This window comes from Microterricola pindariensis, assembly GCF_002936985.1.
GTDB lineage: Bacteria > Actinomycetota > Actinomycetes > Actinomycetales > Microbacteriaceae > Microterricola > Microterricola pindariensis.
Genome location: NZ_MPZN01000001.1, coordinates 137,189 through 157,835, shown reverse-complemented (window position 1 = coordinate 157,835; position 20,647 = coordinate 137,189). Strand labels below are relative to the sequence as shown.

The following is a 20,647-nucleotide window of genomic DNA, read 5'->3' as shown; positions in this document are numbered from 1 at the left end:
CCTCGCCATCGACGCGGCGCTGCACCCGGCCGACGGCCCGTGGCTGTTCTTCGTCACCTGGAACCTGGACACCGGCGAGACGATCTTCTCCTCCACCGTCGAGGAGCACGACGCCGCCGTCGCCAAATGGCTGGACTGGATGGACGAGCACCCGGAGTACCAGTGAGCGCTGCAGCCGTGAGCCAGCCTGCCCAGAACCGGCTCGCCGTGCTCGGCTCGCCGATCGCGCACTCCCAGTCGCCGGCCATCCACGCCGCCGCCTACGCGGCCCTCGGGCTGGACTGGGACTATGACCGGGTCGAGCTGACCGAGCCGGAGCTTGCCGGATTCCTGGCCGCGCGCGGGCCGGAATGGCGCGGCTTCTCGCTCACCATGCCGCTGAAGACCGAGGCGTTCGCCCTGGCCGACGAGCTCGACCAGGCGGCGCGCGCGACCGGCGCCGTGAACACCCTGCTGCTGACGCCGTCGCCGGGCGGGCGCCGACTGCGCGGGTTCAACACGGATGTCGCCGGCATCGTCAACTCGCTCGCCCAACACGGGGTTCAGCGGGCCGGCAGCGTCTGCATCCTCGGCGGGGGAGCGACGGCCGGCTCCGCGATCCTCGCCGCCGCCGAGCTCGGCGCGCACAGCGTGACCGTCGCCGTCCGCACCCCGGCCAAGGCGGCCGGCCTGCAGCGGCAGGCCGACGCGGCCGGCGTGGCCCTGCGCATCGTGCCGCTGGGGGGCGCCGTCGCCGCGGCATCCGCCAGCGACCTGCTGCTCAGCACGCTGCCAGGCGGCAGCGACACCGGGCTGGTGTTCGACCCCGGCGTGATCGGCGGCCTGCCGCTCTACGACGTCGCCTACGCGCCCTGGCCGAGCGCGCTCGGCGCGCAGTGGCAGGCGGCCGGCGGCCAGCTGATGTCCGGGCTCGGGATGCTGCTGCACCAGGCCCTCGTGCAGGTGCGCATCTTCGTCTCCGGCGACCCGCACGCCCCGCTGCCGGACGAGGCCGGCGTGTTCCGGGCGATGGCCGACGCTGTGGAAGGATAGACACCATGCTGCGTTGGCTCACCGCCGGGGAATCCCACGGCCCAGAACTCATTGCCGTGATCGAAGGACTGCCCGCGGGCGTCCCGATCGCGTTGGACGACATCCGTGCCGACCTGGCGCGCCGCAAACTCGGCTACGGCCGGGGCGCGCGCATGAAGTTCGAGCAGGATGAGCTGAACATCTCCGGCGGTGTGCGCCACGGGCAGAGCCTCGGCAGCCCCGTCGCCCTGCGCATCGGCAACTCCGAGTGGCCGAAGTGGAAAGACGTGATGAGCGCAGAGCCCATCGACGAGTCCAAGCTGGGCCGCGGCCGCGGCGCGGCGCTCACCCGCCCGCGCCCGGGCCACGCCGACCTCGTCGGCATGCAGAAGTACGACTTCGACGAGGCCCGCCCGGTGCTCGAGCGCGCCAGCGCGCGCGAGACCGCCGCCCGCGTCGCCCTCGGCGCCGTAGCCCGCTCCTTCCTCTCCGAGCTCGGCATCCGCCTGGTCAGCCACACCCTGTCCATCGGCCCCGTGCGCGTTCCGGAGGGCAGCGCGTTGCCGACCCCGGATGACGTCGACACCCTGGACGCCGACCCGCTGCGCTGCTTCGACCCCGCCACGAGCGCGCTCATGGTGGCCGAGGTCGACGACGCCCACAAGGAGGGCGACACCCTCGGCGGCGTCGTCGAGGTGCTCGCCTACGGCGTGCCGCCGGGACTCGGCTCCTACGTGCACGGCGACCGCCGCCTGGACGCGCAGCTCTCGAGCGCGCTGATGGGCATCCAGGCGATCAAGGGCGTCGAGGTCGGCGACGGCTTCCTCACCACCACCCGCCGCGGCTCCCAGGCCCACGACGAGCTCTTCGTCGACGGCGGCGAGATCGTGCGCGCCAGCGACAAGGCCGGCGGCATCGAGGGCGGCATGAGCACCGGCACCCTGCTCCGGGTGCGGGCCGGCATGAAGCCCATCGCGACCGTGCCGCACTCGCTGCGCACCGTCGACGTGGCCACCGGCGAGGCGGCATCCGCCCACCACCAGCGCTCCGACGTCTGCGCGGTCCCCGCGGCCGGCGTCGTCGCCGAGGCGATGGTCGCCCTCACGCTGGCCAACGCCATGCTGGAGAAGTTCGGCGGCGACTCGATCGGGGAGACCCGGCGCAACTTGGCCGGATACCTGGCCGCCATCCCGAGCCGCCTGGCCACCGGAAGCGCCAGCCGCGCCGTTGACTAGCGAGCCATTGATGAGCGCGCCGGCGGGGCGAGAGCCGGTGCTGCCGCTCGTCTTCATCGGCCCGATGGCGGCGGGCAAGTCCAAGATCGGGCGCCTGGTCGCCCGCGGCCTCGACGTGCCCTTCCGCGACACCGACAAGCTGGTCAGCGCCGTGCACGGGCCGATCCCGGAGATCTTCGCCGCGCACGGCGAGTCGGAGTTCCGCCGGCTCGAGCGGGCGGCCGTCCACGACGCTCTGGCCGAGGAGGCCGTCGTCGCGCTCGGCGGGGGAGCCGTGCTGGACGCCGCGACCCAGGCCGAGCTGGCCGGGCACACCGTCGTGTTGCTGACCGTCAGCCGCGAGGCCGTCGGCCGCCGGCTCTCCGGCGGACGGCCGCTCCTCGACAGCGACGGCGATGCGGACGCGGCCGTGGAGCGCTGGGCGGCGATCGCCGCGGCCCGCACCCCCATCTACGAGTCGCTGGCGACCGTGACATTTGACACCTCCGCTCGGCCGATCTCGCACATCGCCGACGACATCGTGACCTGGGCGCGGCAGCGCGGCCTGGGCAAGGAAAGAGAAGCACAGCGTGACTGAATCGACCACCACCATCCGCGTCGGCGGCGAAGCGCCCTACGACGTGCTCGTCGGCCACGACATCCTGGACGGCATCGCCGCCCACCTCGGCACGAAGACCAGCAAGGTGCTCATCGTGCACAGCGCCAGCGTCGCCGCCAAGGCCGCGGCGCTGCGCGAGAAGCTCGCCGAGCACTACCAGGTGCTCCTGGCCGAGATCCCGGATGCCGAGACGGGCAAGCGCATGGAGGTCGCCGCCTTCTGCTGGCAGGTCATGGGCCAGGCCGACTTCACCCGCAGCGACGCCGTCATCGGCTTCGGCGGCGGGGCCGTCACCGACGTCGCCGGATTCGTTGCCTCCACCTGGCTGCGCGGCGTCACGCTCGTGCAGGTGCCGACATCCGTCGCCGGAATGGTCGACGCGGCCATCGGCGGCAAGAACGGCATCAACACCAACGAGGGCAAGAACCTGGTCGGCACCTTCTACGAGCCGAGCGCCGTGTTCTGCGACCTGGACACCCTGGACACGCTGCCGCACAACGAGGTGCTCGCCGGGTTCGCCGAGGTCGTCAAGGCCGGCTTCATCTACTACCCGGAGATCCTCGACATCATCGAGGCCGACGTGGCGCGCGTCACCGACGTGACCACACCGGAGTTCCGCCGGGTGCTGGAGCTCTCCATCGACATGAAGAGCCGCGTCGTCGCCGAGGACCTCCGCGAGAACGGCCTGCGCGAGATCCTCAACTACGGCCACACCCTCGGCCACGCCATCGAGCACGCGGAGCGCTACCAGTGGCGCCACGGCGCGGCGGTCGCCGTCGGCATGGTCTTCGCCGCCGAGCTCGGCCGCCTGACCGGGGCCCTCAGCGATGAGATCGTCGACAGGCACCGGAGCATCCTCTCCTCGCTCTCGCTGCCGATCACCTACCCGGTCGGACGCTGGAACACGCTCTTGGCCACCATGCAGCGCGACAAGAAGGCGCGCGGCGCGATGATGCGCTTCATCGTGCTGGACGACCTGGCCCGCCCCACCGTGCTGCAGGGGCCGGACACCAGCCTGCTCTTCGCCGCCTACCAGGAAGTCGGCAACTAGCCCGTTGTCTCCGGGGGCGCCGCGGCGCTTGCCGGCGACGCCCCGTTGTGCTGGGCTGGGTGACGCAGCCACGCCAGCGAGGAGGACCCCATGGGCTCGGACAGCCGATCACGCGTCATCGTCCGTGAGGGGCAGTGGGGCGTCTTCGCCTTCCTCGCCTACATCGGGGCGGCGATCTACTTCGTGTCCGTCTCCGACGGCTCCTTCTGGGGCGTCGTCCTCGGGCTGCTGCAGGCGATCGTCTGGCCGGTCTACGTCGTCTACCACGTGCTCGTCCTGCTCGGGGCGTGAACTCGGCCTGCCGCTAGGCTGATCGCATGAACCACAAGCCCGTCACCCGCATCCTCGTGCTCAACGGCCCCAACCTCGGCCGTCTCGGCTCCCGCGAGCCGGAGGTGTACGGCTCCGGCAACCTCGCCGACCTGGAGGCGCTCCTCGTGGAGTCGGTGCCGCCCGGCATCGAGATCGACCTGCGCCAGACCAACGACGAGGGCGAGCTCATCGACTGGCTGCACGAGGCCGTCGACTCCGCCACGCCCGTCGTGCTGAACCCGGCCGCGTTCACCCACTACAGCTACGGGCTGCGGGATGCCGCCGCACTCGTCACCAAGGCCGGGCTGCCCCTCATCGAGGTGCACATCAGCAACCCACACACGCGGGAGGAGTTCCGCCACGACAGCGTCATCAGCGGCGTGGCCACCGGCGTCATCGCCGGCTTCGGCTTCGACTCCTACCGGCTCGGCGTCGACCAGATCTTGCGCGCACGCTCCTAGCCGCCCGGCTCAGGCGAGCACCACGTAGAAGATGGCGGTGATCATCGCGAGGTTGAACGCCGCGTGCGCGACGATCGAACCGAGGATCGAGCCGGTCAGCACGCGGAAGCCGTAGAAGACGAGCGAGGCGAGGAACATCGCCGCGACCCACAGCAGCGCGGGCAGCGGCAGGAACGCCCAGACGCCCGCGACGAGCACGATGCCGAAATGGGCGAGATGGGTGACGGCGAAGGCGCCGGCGTCCACGAGCGCCGCTCCCCGGTTGCCCAGCCGGGGCGCCAGGGCCTCGTGCGCCATGCCGCGGTAGAGCAGCTCCTCGCCGATCGGGCTGAACAGCATCGACACCACGGCGTAGATGAGGAAGTAGATCAGCCGGTCCGCGTCCGACGGGGAGGCCGGCACGTTCGAGTACGTCCCGGCGATGTAGACGAAGGGGTTCTGCGCGGTGAGCCCCCAGAGCGCCGTGGCGGCGGCGAAGACCGCGAGCATCGAGGCGCCGCCAGCCAGCGCCGCGGGCAGCACCCAGCGCCAGCGAGACGGCCGGACGATGCCGATCCTCCGGCGCCCGTCGCGCGTGAGCACGAGCCAGGGCAGCACCGCCATGGCGACGAAGACGAGGCTGACCAGCTGATAGCTGCCGGTCACATTGGCCTGCAACACGAGGGCCATCCGCACGAGGCCGAAGAAGACCAGCAGGAGCACGCCCGTGCGCGCGTCCAGGGCCAGGCGGCGCCGCGACGCGGCGGGAACAGTGGTCAGCACGCTGACAGCATAGGGGCAGGGCACGCGTGCCGCTCGGAACTGGCCGCTTTCAGCGAAGCGCGCGGTGATCGACTAAACTTGCACGTCGGGCCGTGTGCGCGAGCATGCCGGCCGTGAAACTTTCCCAACTGAATGGACACAGACAATGGCTTCTACCGCTGACATCAAGAATGGCGTCGTTCTCAACATCGACGGCCAGCTCTGGACCATCATCGAGTTCCAGCACGTCAAGCCGGGCAAGGGTGGCGCCTTCGTGCGCACCAAGATGAAGAACGTCGTCACCGGCAAGACCGTGGACAAGACCTTCAACGCCGGCGCCAAGATCGAGACCGAGAACGTCGACCGCCGCGACTTCCAGTACCTCTACGCCGACGGCGAGTCCTACGTGTTCATGGACGTCACCGACTACGACCAGCTGCACGTTCCGGCCGCCGTCGTGGGCGACGCCGTCAACTTCATGCTGGAGAACCAGAACGTCACCCTCGGCCTGCACAACGGCAACCCGCTCTTCATCGAGCTGCCGGCATCCGTCACCCTGCTCATCACCCACACGGACCCGGGCCTGCAGGGCGACCGCTCGACCGGCGGCACCAAGCCGGCCACCGTCGAGACCGGCTACGAGATCCAGGTGCCGCTGTTCCTCGAGACCGGCACCAAGGTCAAGGTCGACACCCGCACGGGTGACTACCTCGGCCGCGTCAACGACTAATGAGCGCACGCACGAAGGCGCGCAAGCGCGCCCTGGACATCCTCTACTCCGCCGACATGCGGCAGATCTCGCTCGATGACGCCATCGCCGCCGAGGCGGCCCGCGCCGTCAGCGAGCCCGACCGTGCGGCCAGCTGGCTCTACGCCCGCGAGATCGTCGACGGCATCGTCGACAACCGGGCCGAGATCGACGAGCTCATCGAGACGTACGCCGTCGGCTGGACCCTGCACCGGATGCCGGCCATCGACCGGGCCCTGCTCCGCATCGGCATCTGGGAGATCATGCACAACGACGAGGTACCGGATGCCGTCGCCATCTCGGAGGCCGTCGAGGCGGCCACCGTGCTCTCCACCGACGACTCCGCAGGATTCATCAACGGCCTGCTGGCCAAGATCTCGCAGGTGAAGCCCGCCGGCTCGGCACGCTGAGCACGCGCTTCACCAGGCACAGACTGAAGGCCACCCCACTGGGGTGGCCTTCAGTCGTTCCGCGCGGCGTTAGACGGCCGTGTAGCCGCCGTCGATCAGCACGTAGGAGCCGGTCATGAAGCTGGCCTTGTCCGAGAGCAGGAAGGTGGCGAGGTTCGCGACCTCCTCCGCCCGGCCGAGTCGGCCGAGCGCGTGCTTCTCCTTGAGGCCGTTCAGCACGGCCTCCGGGGCGTTCTCGAGCAGCGGGGTCTGGATGTAGCCGGGCCCGATCGCGTTGACGCGCAGGCCCTGCGCGCCGTACTCGACCGCCGCGTTCTTGGTCAGGCCGACGACGCCGTGCTTGGCCGCCGTGTACGCGGCATTGCCCGGGATGGCGACGGAGCCGTGGATGGACGCCATGTTCACGATCGCGCCCTCCGCGGCGCCGGCCGCGAGGATGGCCGGGATCTGGTAGCGCATGCCGTAGAGCACGCCGCTCAGGTTGATGGCGATGACCCGGTCCCAGTCGTCCAGGTCCACATCGCCGACGGGGGCGCTGGCGCCGCCGATGCCGGCGTTGTTGACCGCGTAGTTGAGCGCGCCGAAGGTCTCGACCGCGAAGTCGACCGACTTCTTGCTGTCCTCTGCGACGGCGGTGTTCGCCTGGAATGCCGCGGCGGCGCCGCCGGCGGCGGTGATCTCGTCGGCAACGCGCTGCGCGCTCTCCAGCGAGATGTCGGCGACGACGACGTTGGCGCCCTCGCGGGCCAGGTCCTTGCTGATGGCCTCGCCGAGGCCGGAGCCGCCGCCCGTGACGAGTGCGGTCTTGCCCGTGAAGTTGCCCATGATTTCTCCTTCTTCGCGGAATTGTGTCCCGCGACTGTTCCGGTGCCCGGCCCGTTCGGTCGGCCTCCATCTACAACCCTACGCCGCCCTCCGGTATTCCATGCATCTGCATGCAAATGCGCGCGGGACCGCCGCTACGGCTGCGGGTTGCGGGCGTCGTAGTTCCGGAAGGAGGGCTGGGCGCGCATGATCAGGGCGATGAGCGCGATGATCAGCACGCCGCCGAGCAGGGGAGGGAACCAGAGCCCGACCGCCGTCGCCAGGATGCCCACGTAGAGGTCGCCGATGCGCGGCCCGCCGGTGACGACGACGGTGAAGATGCCCTGCAGGCGGCCCTGCATGGCATCCGGGGTCGCCGTCAGCATCATCGTGCTGCGGAAGATGGCGCTCACCTCGTCGGAGGCGCCCATGCCGGCCATGGCGAGCGCGGCCAGCACGAGGGCGGGCACATTGACCTCGCCGAAGTCCGCGCCGACAGCGCCGAACCAGCCCGTCTGCATGGCGCCGACGACGAGGCCGAGCAGGGCGACGCAGCCGCCGTAGACCATGATCGAGCGGGCGATGGCGACGCCGTAGCGGTGCACGTGCGCGACGGGCCCGCTGAACAGGCTGGTCAGGAAGGTGCCGAGCGCGGCGGCGGCCGTGAGCACGCCGACGGTCACGGCCCCGCCGCCGACGGCGAGCGCCGCCACGGCGGGCAGCAGGGCGAAGGGCCGGCCGAACGTCATCGCGACGATGTCGACGATGAAGCTGCTGCGGATGTTGGGGGCGTGGCGGAGGAAGTCGATGCCGTCGCGGAGCGAGCGCAGGCCGGCCCGCGTCGCCGACTTCTCCGCGGGCAGCCGCGGCAGCATCACGATGCCGAGGAACCCGGCGGTGAACAGCACGGCGTCCACCGCGAAGGTCACGGGGAAGCCGAGGGTTGCCACGAGCACGCCGGCCAGCGCCGGGCCGAGGGTGAGCTGCGCGCCGATGCTGATGCCGTTCAGGGCGGCCGCCCGCGCGATGAGGTCGGCCGGGAGGATGCGCGGGATGACGGCGGCGCGGGTGGCCCCGCTGATGGTGGCGGCGACGGTGGCGACCGTCGTGGCCAGGTAGAACGGCCAGAGCGGGACGGCCGCGTCCGTGCCGCGGGTGAGCGTGTCGGCGAGGGAGAGGCCGAGCAGGCTGAGCGTGCCGAGCCAGGCGACGATCGAGCTGACGATCAGCACCGTGCGCCGGTCGAAGGCATCCGCCAGCACGCCGCCCCAGAGGCCGGCGATGATCATCGGCAGCAGGGCGATGCCGCCGACCAGGCCGACGGCGAGTGTGGAGTGCGTCATGTCGAAGATCTGCAGCCCGACGGCGACGATCGTCATCTGCGCGCCGATGCCGGCGATGGCCCCGCCGACCCAGAGGCGGCCGAAGGCGGGAACCCGCAGGGGGGCGAGGTCGACGAGGCGGCGGCGTTGTTGGGGAGGGGCTTGGGTCACCTGAAAACGATAGCGGCATCGCGTGCGCGGTTTTGCTCGTTGTCAGCGTGGTCCCGCGGTGCTAGCTTTCACGACGAAAGCTCACTTCTCAGTGCGAGGGAGTACCCCATGGCTGACACCGACACGCCCGTGCAGCAGGCTCCGGAGCCGGAGCACCACCACGAGCTCCAGGCCGACGGGGTGACGGCGGCCGGTTCGATCGTGATGGCCGTCGCCGGCAGCGCCCCGGCCTATTCCATCGCCGCCACGACGGCGACGCTCGTGGCCGTGGCCGGCCTCGCCAGCCCGGCCGCGCTGCTCTGGTGCGCCCTGCCGATGCTCGGCATCGCCTGGGCGTTCGCCTACCTCGGCAGGGCGGACGTCAACGCCGGCGCCGCCTACTCCTGGGTGGGGCGCGCGCTGCACCCGGTCCTCGGGTTCCTCTCCGGCTGGGCGCTCGTCATCTCCGCGACGATCTTCATGGTGGCCGGCGCGCTGCCGGCCGGCGTCATGACGGTGGCGCTGTTCAGCCCGGAGAACTCCGACAACGTGCCGCTGGTGACCGCCATCGGCGCCGTCTGGTTCCTGGTGATGGCGGCGTGCGTGCTGCTCGGCGTGCGCATCACGGCCCGCGCCCAGTGGATCATGTCGACCGTGGAGGTCGCCATCCTGGTGATCTTCGCGGTCGCGGCGATCGTGACCGCGGCGACGGGCGCCCACGCCGGCCCCTCCTTCTCGTGGAGCTGGCTCGGCTTCGAGCACTTCAGCGGTACCGGGGCGTTCGTGGCCGCCGCGCTCATCGCCGCCTTCTACTACTGGGGCTGGGATGTCGCGGCGAACCTGAGCGAGGAGACGAAGAACGGGCGCAAGGCCTCCGGCATCGGCGGCATCGTCGGGGTGATCATCGTGTTCCTGCTGTTCGAGATCTTCACCATCGCCACCCTCGTCATCCTGCCCGCCGAGACGATCGAGGCCAACAGCGGCAACGTGCTCAACGTGCTCGGCGAGGCGATCTGGCCGGGGCCGGGCGGCAAGATCCTCATCATCGCCGTGATGCTCTCCACGATCGCCACCCTGGAGACGACGCTGATCCAGGTGACCCGCACCCTCTTCGCGATGGGCCGCGACCACACGATCCCCGCCGCGTTCGGCCACTCCCACCCGAAGTGGCGCACGCCCGCCTTCGCGACCCTCGTCGTCACGGGTGTCTCGCTCGTGCTGTTCATCGGCTCCAACTTCCTCGGCAGCGTCGGCGAGATCCTGAACAACGCGATCAGCTCGATCGGGCTGCAGATCGCCTTCTACTACGCCCTGGCCGGGATCGCCGTCGTCGTCGCGTATCGCCGAATCATCTTCAGCTCGGTGAAGAACTTCATCTTCATCGGCCTGTGGCCAGGCCTCGGTGCCCTGTTCATGGTGTGGATCTTCTTCGTCTCGATCCCGTCGCTGGAGACGATCGTGATCATCATCGGCCTCGGCAGCCTGGCCCTCGGCATCGTGCCGATCATCGTGTTCTGGAAGAAGGGCGCGGCCTACTTCAGCCGGCGCCCGCTGGAGCTGCCCGACGAGCTCGACGCCGCCGCGCCGGAGGACGTCGACACCGCCCCGCCCCGCTAGGCGCCCGGCACGCCCCGGGCCTCGAGCAGGCGCAGGGTGTGCCGCACCACCTCTGCCGGCCCGTCGTGCCGGCGCAGGGCGGCGCCGATCCGCTCGGCGGATGCCCGGTATGCCGGCTCGGCGGACACCCGGCGCCACGCGGCCAGGATCTGCCGCGGCGACGGGGTGCCCGTGCGCAGGTCGATGCCGGCGCCGGCCCAGGCCACCCGCGCCGCGATCTCCGGCTTGTCGAGGTCTCCGCCGGCCACGATGAGCGGGATGCCGTGCGCGAGGGAGGCCAGCACGCCGCCCCAGCCGCCGTTCGTGATCATCACATCGACGTGGGGGAGGAGGTCGGCGTAGGGGATGACATCGCTGACAGAGGCGTTCGGCGGGGCGGGGAACGGCAGCCCCGGATGCCCGCGCCGCCCCGTCACCGCGACGAGGCGCACCCGCTGCCGGCCGAGGGCGGCGAACGTCGGCTCGATCAGGTCGCGCGGCTCGGTGTTCAGGGTGCCCTGGGTCACGTGCACGACGGGGCTGCCGCCGGCTGCGGCATCCGGCAGCCAGTCCGGCCGTCGACCGGGCTGCGGCTGGCCGGACGCCGCCGGGGTGAGTGTGCCGACGTAGAAGACCTGCGGCGGCAGGTCGCTGCGCGGGTAGTCCAGCTCCGGCACGCCGCGGGCACAGACCAGCGCGGGCGAGTACCAGGCGTCGCCGAACGGCCGCCCGCCGGGCGCCAGTCCCGCATCGGAGCGGGCCAGCCGGTAGGCGCGCTCCAGGGGCGCGCTGGCCAGCGGCAGGAAGGCGCGGAGCAGCGCATCGCGGGCGCGCCCGAGCGGGCCCCGGCGGGCCGGATGCCGAGGCCGGGCGGCGGCAGGTCCCGGCTCGGAATCGTCAGCGGCACGATGCTCACGGTCGCCCACGGGGTGCCGGTGTGCTCGGAGGCCAGATGGGCGCCGAGGCTCAGCCCGTCGGCGACGATCACGTCCCACGGCTCCTCCTCGAAGGCGGCACGGAGGTCGACGCACTGCCCGGCCGCCGTGTTGATGAACACCTCCCGCACATTGGCGAGCATCTGGGCGGGCCCCTTCCGGCCCCGGAGGGCCGGAAACGCGGCGGGCAGATCCTGCTCGTCGAAGTCGGGGGCGACGTGCCACGGCACGACGTCGGCGCCGAGCGAGGAGAACGCCGCAACGTGGGCCGCGCCCGTGTACACGCGCACCCGGTGCCCGGCGGCGATGAACGCCTCGGCCACGGCGCGCATCGGCGCGACATGCCCGGCGAAGGGCATGACGGCGATCATGATGGAGGCCACGCGGCCATGCTGCACCCGGCCGGCGCACCGGGCAACGGGGCTGGCACGGAGGCCGGGCGGACGGGAGGGCCCGCGCGGGCTGCTAGTGTGGACACCGCACTTTGACAACCTTTAAGAACCGTCCTGTGAGACGGAGAAGGGAGTCGGTTGATGGCACGCACAGTGCTGCAGCAGGCTGACATCGCCCGAGCGTTGACTCGGATCTCCCACGAGATCCTGGAGTCCAACCGGGGCCCAGACAACCTCGTTATCCTCGGCATCCCGACCAGGGGCGTGATCCTCGCCCGGCGCATCGCCGAGACCATCGCCCGCATCGAGCCGGATGCCGCCCCCGTCGCCGTCGGCACGCTCGACGTGACGATGTACCGCGACGACCTCTCCCGCACCCGCACCCGCACCCCGGCGCCGACGCACGTGCCGGGCAGCATCGACGGCAAGACCGTCGTGCTCGTCGACGACGTGCTCTACTCCGGCCGCACCATCCGCTCCGCCCTGGACGCCCTGAACGACCACGGCCGGCCGAGCGCCGTGCGCCTGGCCGTGCTGGTCGACCGCGGCCACCGCGAGCTGCCGATCCGCGCCGACTACGTGGGCAAGAACCTGCCGACATCCGCCGCGGAGCGCATCAACGTGCACCTCGAGGAGATCGACGGCGACGAGTTCGTGAGCATCGAGGGGGGTGGGGCCGAGTGATGCGCCACCTGCTCTCCACGAAGGACCTCTCCCGCGAGGCCGCCATCGAGATCCTCGACATCGCCGAGGACATGGCCGACGTGCAGCAGCGCGAGGTCAAGAAGCTGCCGACGCTGCGCGGCAAGACCGTCGTCAACCTCTTCTTCGAGGACTCCACCCGCACCCGCATCTCCTTCGAGGCCGCCGCCAAGCGCCTCTCCGCGGATGTCATCAACTTCAGCGCCAAGGGCTCGAGCGTGTCCAAGGGCGAGAGCCTGAAGGACACGGCGCAGACCCTGGCCGCGATCGGCGCCGACGGCGTCGTCATCCGCCACGGAGCCTCCGGGGCCCCCGCCGTCCTGGCCGCCAGCGGCTGGATCGACGCCGGCATCATCAACGCCGGCGACGGCACCCACGAACACCCCACCCAGGCGCTGCTGGACGCGTTCACGATCCGCCGCCGCCTGCACCCCGGCGCCTCCCGCGGCCGCGACCTCGACGGCGTCACCGTCACGATCGTCGGCGACATCCTGCACTCGCGGGTCGCGCGCTCCAACGTCTGGCTGCTCAGCACCCTCGGCGCCAGCGTGCACCTGGTGGCCCCGCCCACCCTCGTCCCGGTGCACACCACGGCGTGGCCGGCGACGATCGGCTACGACCTGGACGCGGCGATCGACGCCGCGCCAGACGTCGTGATGATGCTGCGCATCCAGGCCGAGCGCATGAATGCGGCGTTTTTCCCCAGCAGTCGGGAGTATTCCCGCACATGGGGTCTGGATGATGATCGTTTCCGGCGCCTCGCGCCGAGTAGCATTGTGATGCACCCCGGGCCGATGAACCGCGGCCTGGAAATCTCGTCTGCCGCAGCCGATTCGGCGCAGTCGACGGTTCTCGAGCAGGTAGCGAATGGAGTTTCGGTGAGAATGGCCGCGTTGTACGTCTTGCTTTCTGGCGAACGTGAGGTGGCCCGATGACCTCATCAACACCGAGCGAGCGCACCCTCATCACGGGAGCCACCCTGGCCGACGGACGCCGCACCGACCTGCTGCTGGAGAACGGCCGCATCACCGAGACCGGCTCCGGCCTGAGCTCCGCGGGCGCAGCCGTCGTCGACGCCGACGGGCTGCTGGCGCTGCCGGGCCTCGTCGACCTGCACACCCACCTCCGCGAGCCCGGCTACGAGCAGAGCGAGACCGTGCTGACCGGCAGCCGCGCCGCCGCGGCCGGCGGCTTCACCAGCATCTTCGCCATGGCGAACACCTCGCCCGTGGCCGACACCGCCGGCGTCGTCGAGCAGGTGCTCTCCCTCGGTGAGCAGGCCGCCTACGCCACCGTGCGCCCGATCGGCGCCGTCACCGTTGGCCTGGCCGGCGAGAAGCTGGCCGAGCTCGGCGCCATGGCCGCCTCCCGGGCCCAGGTGCGCGTCTTCTCCGACGACGGCTTCTGCGTCTCCGACCCGCTGCTCATGCGCCGGGCCCTCGAATACGTCAAGGGCTTCGACGGCGTCATCGCCCAGCACGCCCAGGAGCCCCGCCTCACCGTCGGCGCCCAGATGAACGAGGGTGCCCTCTCCGGCGAGCTCGGCCTCACCGGCTGGCCGGCCGTCGCCGAGGAGTCGATCATCGCCCGCGATGTGCTCCTCGCCGAGCACGTCGGCTCCCGGCTGCACATCTGCCACGTCTCCACCGCCGGCTCCGTCGACGTCATCCGCTGGGCGAAGGCCCGCGGCATCAACGTCACCGCCGAGGTCACGCCGCACCACCTGCTGCTGACCGAGGAGCTCGTCGCCAGCTATGACGCCCGCTACAAGGTCAACCCGCCGCTGCGCCGGCGCGAGGACGTGGAGGCGCTGCGCGCCGCCCTCGCCGACGGCACGATCGACATCGTCGCCACCGACCACGCCCCGCACCCGGTCGAGGCCAAGGACTGCGAGTGGGACGCCGCGGCGAACGGGATGGTCGGGCTCGAGTCCGCCCTCTCCGTCGTGCACGCCTCCGTCGTGGCGAACGGCCTGCTGGACTGGAATGACGTCGCCCGCGTGCTGAGCGGTGCCCCCGCCCAGATCGGCCGCCTCGCCGGGCACAGCAGCGTGCTGGAGGTCGGCGCGATCGCCGACATCGTGCTCTACGACCCGAACGCGAGCCGCGAGTTCAGCACCCAGAACCTGGCCGGCAAGGGCGTGAACTCGCCCTACCTCGCCATGACGCTGCCCGGCCGCGTCGAGGCCACCTTCCGCCACGGCTACGCCACGGTGCTGGGCGGCGAGCTGGTCGCGGCCGAGCAGGTCGCCCGCGCCGCGTCCGTGCTGAGCGGGGCCAGCGCGTGAGCGTCGAGCGCGCGCTGCTGGCCGCCCTGCTGGTCGTCATCGTCGTCGTGCTGCTGCTCGTCATGGCGCGCAGCTGGAAGCGCCGCGGCCGCCGGGACCAGGGCCTGACCGCCTACCCGGTGCCGGCATCCGCCGCCGCGCCCAGCCTCAGCGTGCGGGCCAACTACGTCGCCACCACCCGGCACGAGCTGCCGCTGGAGCGCCTGCTGCCCGCCGGCCTGCGCTTCCGCGCGCAGGGCACGCTGGCCGTCGCCCCGGATGGTCTCACGATCGCGCTGGACGGCGGCACCCCGCTCTTCATCCCGGCCGGCGCCCTCCGCGCCGTCGGCGAGAGCAGCTGGGCGATCGACCGCGGGGTCGAGCAGGGCGGACTCTGCCTCGTGAGCTGGCAGATGCAGGGCGGCCAGGATGGCGCCGCCACCATCGCAGACAGCTACTTCCGCGTGATCGACGCCGCAGAGAGGCCGAGAATCCTCTCCGCGATCTCCACCATTCTTCCGGCCGTGAAACCGGCCGACGCCAACAGTGAGGCACCAAATTGACCATGGGAAGCGCAATGACAGCTGAAACCGCAACCACCCCGAACGCCCGGCCGGGCCAGGCAGTTCTCGTTCTCGAGGACGGCACCCGCTACGTCGGCCGCGCATACGGCGCGACCGGCCGCACCCTCGGCGAGGCGGTGTTCTCCACCGGCATGACCGGCTACCAGGAGACGCTGACCGACCCGAGCTACGCCGGACAGATCGTGCTGATGACCGCGCCGCACATCGGCAACACCGGCGCCAACGACGAGGACATGGAGTCCAGCCGCATCTGGGTCGCCGGCTTCATCGTCCGCGAGCCCTCCCGCATCGTGTCGAACTTCCGCTCCCAGCGCAGCATCGACGACGACCTGCTCGCCGGGGGAGTCGTCGGCATCAGCGGCATCGACACCCGCGCCGTCACCCGCCGCATCCGCTCGGTCGGGGCCCTGCGCGCCGGCATCTTCTCCGGGGCCGACTTCGAGCTCTCCGACGCCGAGCAGCTCGAGCTGGTGCGCTCCGGCGCCCAGATGACCGGCCTGAACCTCTCGGGCGAGGTCTCCACCAGCGAGCGCTATGAGCTGCCAGCCACCACCGAGCGCGTCGGCACGGTCGCCGTGCTCGACCTCGGCGTCAAGACCTCCACCCTCGAGTTCCTGGCCGCCCGCGGCTTCGACGTCGTGGTGCTGCCGCAGACCACCGGCGCCGCCGAGATCCTCGCGCTCGCCCCCGACGCCCTGTTCTTCTCGAACGGCCCGGGCGACCCCGGCGCCTCGGACGGCCACGTCGAGCTGCTCCGCGAGGTGCTCCGGGCGGGCGTGCCGTACTTCGGAATCTGCTTCGGCAACCAGCTGCTCGGCCGCGCCCTCGGCTTCAACACCTACAAGCTGCCCTTCGGCCACCGCGGCATCAACCAGCCGGTGCTGGACAAGGCCACCGGCCGGGTCGAGATCACCGCGCACAACCACGGCTTCGCCGTGGAGGCGCCGATCGACGTCATCAGCGAGTCCACCGAGGGCTTCGGCCGCGTCGAGGTCAGCCACTACGACCTCAACGACAACGTCGTCGAGGGCCTGAACTGCCTCGACATCCCCGCATTCTCCGTGCAGTACCACCCCGAGTCCGCCTCGGGGCCGCACGACGCCAACTACCTCTTCGACCGCTTCCGTGACATGGTCATGGCGCAGCAGCAGCAGAACGGAAACAAGTAATGCCCAAGAGAGACGACATCAAGAGCGTTCTGGTCATCGGCTCCGGCCCGATCGTCATCGGCCAGGCGTGCGAGTTTGACTACTCGGGCACCCAGGCCTGCCGCGTGCTGCGCGAGGAGGGCGTGCGCGTCATCCTGGTCAACTCGAACCCGGCCACCATCATGACCGACCCCGACTTCGCCGACGCCACCTACGTGGAGCCGATCACCTGGCAGGTCATCGAGACCATCATCGCCAAGGAGAAGCCCGACGCCATCCTGCCGACCCTCGGCGGCCAGACCGCCCTCAACGCGGCCATCCAGCTGCACGAGAACGGCATCCTGGAGAAGTACAACGTCGAGCTCATCGGTGCCAACTTCGAGGCCATCAACAAGGGCGAGGACCGCCAGATCTTCAAGGACCTGGTGCTCGCCGCCGGCGCCGACGTGGCCCGCTCCTACATTGCGACCAGCGTCGAGCAGGCTGTCGAGCAGGCCAAGGACCTCGGCTACCCGCTCGTCGTGCGCCCCTCCTTCACCATGGGCGGCCTCGGCTCCGGCTTCGCGTACACCGAGGAGGAGCTGCGCCGCATCGTCGGCGACGGCATCCACCAGAGCCCCACCAGCGAGGTGCTGCTCGAGGAGTCGATCCTCGGCTGGAAGGAGTATGAGCTCGAGCTCATGCGCGACACCAGCGACAACACCGTCGTGGTCTGCTCCATCGAGAACGTCGACCCCGTCGGCGTGCACACCGGAGACTCGATCACCGTCGCCCCCGCGCTGACCCTGACCGACCGCGAGTTCCAGAAGCTGCGCGACATCGGCATCGACATCATCCGCGCCGTCGGCGTGGACACCGGCGGCTGCAACATCCAGTTCGCGATCGACCCGGCCGACGGCCGCATCATCGTGATCGAGATGAACCCGCGCGTCTCCCGCTCCTCGGCGCTGGCCTCCAAGGCGACCGGCTTCCCGATCGCGAAGATCGCCGCCAAGCTGGCCATCGGCTACCGCCTCGACGAGATCCCCAACGACATCACCAAGGTGACGCCGTCCAGCTTCGAGCCGACACTGGACTACGTCGTCGTCAAGGTGCCGCGCTTCAACTTCGAGAAGTTCCCGGCCGCGGACGCCACCCTGACCACGACCATGAAGTCCGTCGGCGAGGCGATGGCCATCGGCCGCAACTACGCCACCGCGCTGCAGAAGGCGCTCCGCTCGATGGAGAAGAAGGGATCCTCCTTCCACTGGGGCGAGGAGCCCCGCTCGCTCGCCGAGCTGCTGGAGATCTCGAAGGTCCCCACCGACGGCCGCATCGTCACCGTGCAGCAGGCCCTCCGCAAGGGCGCCTCGATCGAGCAGGTCTTCGAGGCCACCAAGATCGACCCGTGGTTCATCGACCAGATCGTGCTGATCAACGAGGTCGCCGAGACCATCGCCACCGCGGAGACCCTCGACACCGAGGTGCTCATCCACGCCAAGGACCACGGCTTCTCCGACGCCCAGATCGGCGAGCTGCGCGGCTTCGGCGAGGCCGACGTGCGCGAGGTGCGCCACATCCTCGGCGTCCGCCCCGTCTACAAGACCGTCGACACCTGCGCAGGCGAGTTCCCCGCCCTCACCCCCTACCACTACTCCAGCTACGACCTGGAGACCGAGGTGCTGCCGAGCGACCGCAAGAAGGTCGTCATCCTGGGCTCCGGCCCGAACCGCATCGGCCAGGGCGTCGAGTTCGACTACTCCTGCGTGCACGCGTCCTTCGCCCTCTCCGACGCGGGCTTCGAGACGATCATGATCAACTGCAACCCGGAGACGGTCTCCACCGACTACGACACCTCCGACCGCCTCTACTTCGAGCCGCTCACGCTCGAGGACGTGCTCGAGGTCATCCACGCGGAGAGCCAGAGCGGCGAGCTCGTCGGCGTCGTCGTGCAGCTCGGCGGCCAGACGGCCCTCGGCCTGGCCAAGGGCCTGGAGGCCGCAGGCATCCCGATCCTCGGCACCACGCCGTCGGCCATCGACCTGGCCGAGGAGCGCGGCTTGTTCTCCGGCATCCTCGAGGCGGCCGGCCTGATGGCCCCCCGCAACGGCACCGCGACCGACGCCCCCGGCGCCATCGCGGTGGCCGAGGAGATCGGCTACCCCGTGCTGGTGCGCCCGAGCTACGTGCTCGGCGGCCGCGGCATGGAGATCATCTACGACAGCGCCTCCTTCGCCGACTACTTCGCCCGCATCGAGGGCCAGGTCGTCGTCGGACCCTCGCACCCGCTGCTGGTGGACCGCTTCCTCGACGACGCGATCGAGATCGACGTCGACGCCCTCTACGACGGCACCGAGCTCTACATCGGCGGCGTCATGGAGCACATCGAGGAGGCCGGCATCCACTCCGGCGACTCCAGCTGCACCCTCCCGCCCGTCACGCTCGGCCGCGGCCAGATCGACAAGGTGCGCGAGGCGACCCTCGCGATCGCCCAGGGCATCGGCGTGCGCGGCCTGCTGAACGTGCAGTTCGCGATCGGCGCCGGCGTGCTCTACGTGCTCGAGGCCAACCCGCGCGCCTCCCGCACCGTGCCGTTCGTCTCCAAGGCCCTCGGCATCCCGCTGGCCAAGGCCGCCTCGCTCGTCATGGTCGGCAAGACCATCGCCGAGCTCAAGGCCGACGGCCTGCTGCCGGTCAACGACGGCTCCCGCGTGCCGCTCGACTCGCCCGTCTCCGTGAAGGAGGCCGTGCTGCCCTTCAAGCGCTTCCGCACCAAGGAGGGCACCGTCGTGGACTCCGTGCTCGGCCCGGAGATGCGCTCCACCGGCGAGGTCATGGGCATCGACAAGGACTTCCCGCGGGCCTTCGCCAAGAGCCAGCTGGCCGCCTACGGCGGAATGCCGCTCTCCGGCACCGTGTTCGTCTCGGTCAGCGACCGCGACAAGCGCTCCGTCATCCTGCCGGCGCTGCGCCTGCAGGAGCTCGGCTACGAGCTGATCGGCACGGAGGGCACCGTCGAGGTGCTGCGCCGCAACGGCATCCGCGCCGAGCAGGTGGCCAAGTTCTCCGAGAAGGCCACCGAGGCGGACTCCTCGATCGTCGAGCTGATCCACAGCGGCGAGGTGCAGGTCGTCATCAACACGCCGAGCGGCCGCTCCGCCCGGGCCGACGGCTACGAGATCCGCGCCGCGGCCGTCGCCGCCGACATCCCGCTGTTCACGACGATCGCCGAGCTCAGCGCGGCCGTCGGCTCGCTGGACGCGGTGCGCACCGGCTTCGAGGTCACGAGCCTGCAGGAGTACGCGATTCAGCGGGCAGCGAACGCGTGAGCCAGCCAGAGGCACTGACTTTCGGTGACAAGCTCGGGGCGGTCTTCGACCGCTCCGGGCACCTCTGCGTTGGCATCGACCCACACGCGTGGATCCTGGACCAGTGGGGTCTCGAGGACTCCGCAGAGGGCGCCCGCGAGTTCGGCCTGCGCGTCGTGGAGGCGGCCTGGAACCGGGCCGGCATCCTCAAGCCGCAGGTGTCGTTCTTCGAGCGGCACGGCTCCGCCGGCTACGCCGCGCTGGAGCGGGTGATCGCCGAGGCGCGTGCCGCCGGCATCCTCGTCATCGCCGACGCCAAGCGCGGCGACATCGGCAGCACCCAGCAGGCGTACGGCGAGGCGTGGCTGCGGCCCGGCTCGCCGCTCGAGTCGGATGCCGTCACGCTCAGCCCGTACCTGGGGCTCGGCTCGCTGCAGAGCTCGCTCGAGCTCGCGGAGGCCGCGGGCAAGGGCGTGTTCGTGCTCGCCGCCACCTCCAACCCGGAGGCGGCCGGCCTGCAGACCGCCCGCGTCGCCGAGACCGAGCGCACCGTCGCGGCGAGCATGCTCGCCGGCGTCGCGCAGTGGAACGGCAGCCGGAAGGATCAATCCGAACGGCGCTTCGGCTCGGTGGGCGTCGTGCTCGGCGCGACCCTGGAGCTGGCGAAGTTCGGCATCAACATCAACGAGGAGCCCGTCGGCCCGGCCGTTCCCGTGCTGGCCCCCGGATTCGGGCACCAGGGCGCCGAGGTGAGCGAGACTCGCCGGCTGTTCGGCGCGCTCACCCCCGGCGTCATCGTCTCGGAATCGCGCGGCCTGCTCTCGGCCGGCCGCGACGGCATCGCCGACGCCATCGCGCGTCGCGCAGAGGAAGTGGAGGCCAAGCGTGGCTGAC

At 70.9% G+C, this 20,647-nt stretch carries 22 protein-coding genes; 18 read left to right on the top strand and 4 right to left on the bottom strand.

Annotated features, from left to right (window positions below):
• The first annotated feature begins 7 nt into the window (after window positions 1-7).
• From GY24_RS00750 to GY24_RS00720, 7 genes are all read left to right on the top strand, one after another.
• Complete coding sequence (locus GY24_RS00750) at window positions 8-166, top strand: hypothetical protein (RefSeq protein ID WP_267892596.1); 159 nt, start codon at window positions 8-10, stop codon at window positions 164-166.
• 11 nt (window positions 167-177) lie between these two features.
• A complete protein-coding gene (locus GY24_RS00745) occupies window positions 178-1,032 on the top strand; it encodes a shikimate dehydrogenase (protein ID WP_233279120.1) in 855 nt (284 codons plus the stop codon).
• A gap of 5 nt (window positions 1,033-1,037) precedes the next feature.
• Window positions 1,038-2,246: a chorismate synthase gene (gene aroC / locus GY24_RS00740; RefSeq protein WP_104473896.1), complete on the top strand. Its 1,209-nt coding sequence runs from the start codon at window positions 1,038-1,040 to the stop codon at window positions 2,244-2,246.
• A 10-nt stretch (window positions 2,247-2,256) separates the two neighbouring features.
• Complete coding sequence (locus GY24_RS00735; protein ID WP_104473895.1) at window positions 2,257-2,823, top strand: shikimate kinase; 567 nt, start codon at window positions 2,257-2,259, stop codon at window positions 2,821-2,823.
• Window positions 2,816-3,895 carry a 3-dehydroquinate synthase gene (gene aroB / locus GY24_RS00730; RefSeq protein ID WP_104473894.1) on the top strand — a complete coding sequence of 360 codons (1,080 nt, stop codon included), beginning with the start codon at window positions 2,816-2,818 and terminating at the stop codon, window positions 3,893-3,895. The genes GY24_RS00735 and aroB overlap by 8 nt, the downstream gene beginning before the upstream one ends.
• Before the next feature lie 90 nt (window positions 3,896-3,985).
• Window positions 3,986-4,186 (top strand): hypothetical protein, encoded by a 201-nt coding sequence (locus GY24_RS00725; RefSeq protein ID WP_104473893.1) that lies wholly within the window; start codon window positions 3,986-3,988, stop codon window positions 4,184-4,186.
• A gap of 26 nt (window positions 4,187-4,212) precedes the next feature.
• The gene (locus tag GY24_RS00720) at window positions 4,213-4,668 is read left to right on the top strand and encodes a type II 3-dehydroquinate dehydratase (protein ID WP_083363810.1); all 456 of its coding nucleotides are present in this window, start codon (window positions 4,213-4,215) and stop codon (window positions 4,666-4,668) included.
• Window positions 4,669-4,677: 9 nt separating this feature from the next.
• Here the strand turns inward: GY24_RS00720 and GY24_RS00715 are convergent, their stop codons facing one another.
• A complete protein-coding gene (locus GY24_RS00715; protein ID WP_133161074.1) occupies window positions 4,678-5,430 on the bottom strand; it encodes a CPBP family intramembrane glutamic endopeptidase in 753 nt (250 codons plus the stop codon).
• Between the two features lie 145 nt (window positions 5,431-5,575).
• Here GY24_RS00715 and efp point away from each other — a divergent pair, with 145 nt between their 5' ends.
• Both efp and nusB read left to right on the top strand, forming a co-directional pair.
• On the top strand, window positions 5,576-6,139 hold the full coding sequence (gene efp / locus GY24_RS00710; RefSeq protein WP_083363811.1) for an elongation factor P: 564 nt from the start codon (window positions 5,576-5,578) through the stop codon (window positions 6,137-6,139).
• Window positions 6,139-6,567, top strand: coding sequence for a transcription antitermination factor NusB (gene nusB / locus GY24_RS00705; RefSeq protein WP_104473891.1), 429 nt, complete (start codon window positions 6,139-6,141; stop codon window positions 6,565-6,567). Before efp ends, nusB begins: the two co-directional genes overlap by 1 nt.
• A 69-nt stretch (window positions 6,568-6,636) precedes the next feature.
• Here the strand turns inward: nusB and GY24_RS00700 are convergent, their stop codons facing one another.
• Together GY24_RS00700 and GY24_RS00695 are read right to left on the bottom strand one after the other, a co-directional pair.
• Entirely contained in the window at window positions 6,637-7,392 is a 756-nt protein-coding gene (locus GY24_RS00700; protein WP_104473890.1) for an SDR family NAD(P)-dependent oxidoreductase, read from the bottom strand.
• Window positions 7,393-7,526: 134 nt separating this feature from the next.
• Window positions 7,527-8,864, bottom strand: a complete 1,338-nt coding sequence (locus GY24_RS00695; RefSeq protein ID WP_193953469.1) for an MFS transporter — start codon at window positions 8,862-8,864, stop codon at window positions 7,527-7,529.
• A 108-nt stretch (window positions 8,865-8,972) separates the two neighbouring features.
• Between GY24_RS00695 and GY24_RS00690 the strand changes: the two genes are divergently transcribed.
• Window positions 8,973-10,460: an APC family permease gene (locus tag GY24_RS00690; RefSeq protein ID WP_104473889.1), complete on the top strand. Its 1,488-nt coding sequence runs from the start codon at window positions 8,973-8,975 to the stop codon at window positions 10,458-10,460.
• On the opposite strand, the gene GY24_RS17345 is transcribed toward GY24_RS00690, so the two are convergent.
• Window positions 10,457-11,365, bottom strand: coding sequence for a glycosyltransferase (locus tag GY24_RS17345; protein WP_161498652.1), 909 nt, complete (start codon window positions 11,363-11,365; stop codon window positions 10,457-10,459). The genes GY24_RS00690 and GY24_RS17345 overlap by 4 nt on opposite strands.
• 26 nt (window positions 11,366-11,391) lie before the next feature.
• On the opposite strand from GY24_RS17345, the gene GY24_RS17560 reads away from it, so the two are divergent.
• The 8 genes from GY24_RS17560 to pyrF are packed head-to-tail and all read left to right on the top strand — an operon-like array spanning window position 11,392 to window position 20,646.
• Window positions 11,392-11,862 (top strand): hypothetical protein, encoded by a 471-nt coding sequence (locus GY24_RS17560; RefSeq protein ID WP_161498651.1) that lies wholly within the window; start codon window positions 11,392-11,394, stop codon window positions 11,860-11,862.
• A 42-nt stretch (window positions 11,863-11,904) separates the two neighbouring features.
• Window positions 11,905-12,450: a bifunctional pyr operon transcriptional regulator/uracil phosphoribosyltransferase PyrR gene (gene pyrR / locus GY24_RS00675; RefSeq protein WP_104473886.1), complete on the top strand. Its 546-nt coding sequence runs from the start codon at window positions 11,905-11,907 to the stop codon at window positions 12,448-12,450.
• A complete protein-coding gene (locus tag GY24_RS00670; protein ID WP_104473885.1) occupies window positions 12,450-13,403 on the top strand; it encodes an aspartate carbamoyltransferase catalytic subunit in 954 nt (317 codons plus the stop codon). Before pyrR ends, GY24_RS00670 begins: the two co-directional genes overlap by 1 nt.
• Window positions 13,400-14,755 carry a dihydroorotase gene (locus GY24_RS00665; protein ID WP_104473884.1) on the top strand — a complete coding sequence of 452 codons (1,356 nt, stop codon included), beginning with the start codon at window positions 13,400-13,402 and terminating at the stop codon, window positions 14,753-14,755. The genes GY24_RS00670 and GY24_RS00665 overlap by 4 nt, the downstream gene beginning before the upstream one ends.
• A complete protein-coding gene (locus tag GY24_RS00660) occupies window positions 14,752-15,297 on the top strand; it encodes a PH-like domain-containing protein (RefSeq protein ID WP_104473883.1) in 546 nt (181 codons plus the stop codon). Before GY24_RS00665 ends, GY24_RS00660 begins: the two co-directional genes overlap by 4 nt.
• 14 nt (window positions 15,298-15,311) lie before the next feature.
• Complete coding sequence (carA, locus tag GY24_RS00655; RefSeq protein ID WP_104473906.1) at window positions 15,312-16,487, top strand: glutamine-hydrolyzing carbamoyl-phosphate synthase small subunit; 1,176 nt, start codon at window positions 15,312-15,314, stop codon at window positions 16,485-16,487.
• The gene (gene carB, locus GY24_RS00650) at window positions 16,487-19,774 is read left to right on the top strand and encodes a carbamoyl-phosphate synthase large subunit (RefSeq protein ID WP_104473882.1); all 3,288 of its coding nucleotides are present in this window, start codon (window positions 16,487-16,489) and stop codon (window positions 19,772-19,774) included. Before carA ends, carB begins: the two co-directional genes overlap by 1 nt.
• The gene (gene pyrF, locus GY24_RS00645; protein ID WP_104473881.1) at window positions 19,771-20,646 is read left to right on the top strand and encodes an orotidine-5'-phosphate decarboxylase; all 876 of its coding nucleotides are present in this window, start codon (window positions 19,771-19,773) and stop codon (window positions 20,644-20,646) included. Before carB ends, pyrF begins: the two co-directional genes overlap by 4 nt.
• Window position 20,647: the final 1 nt, after the last annotated feature.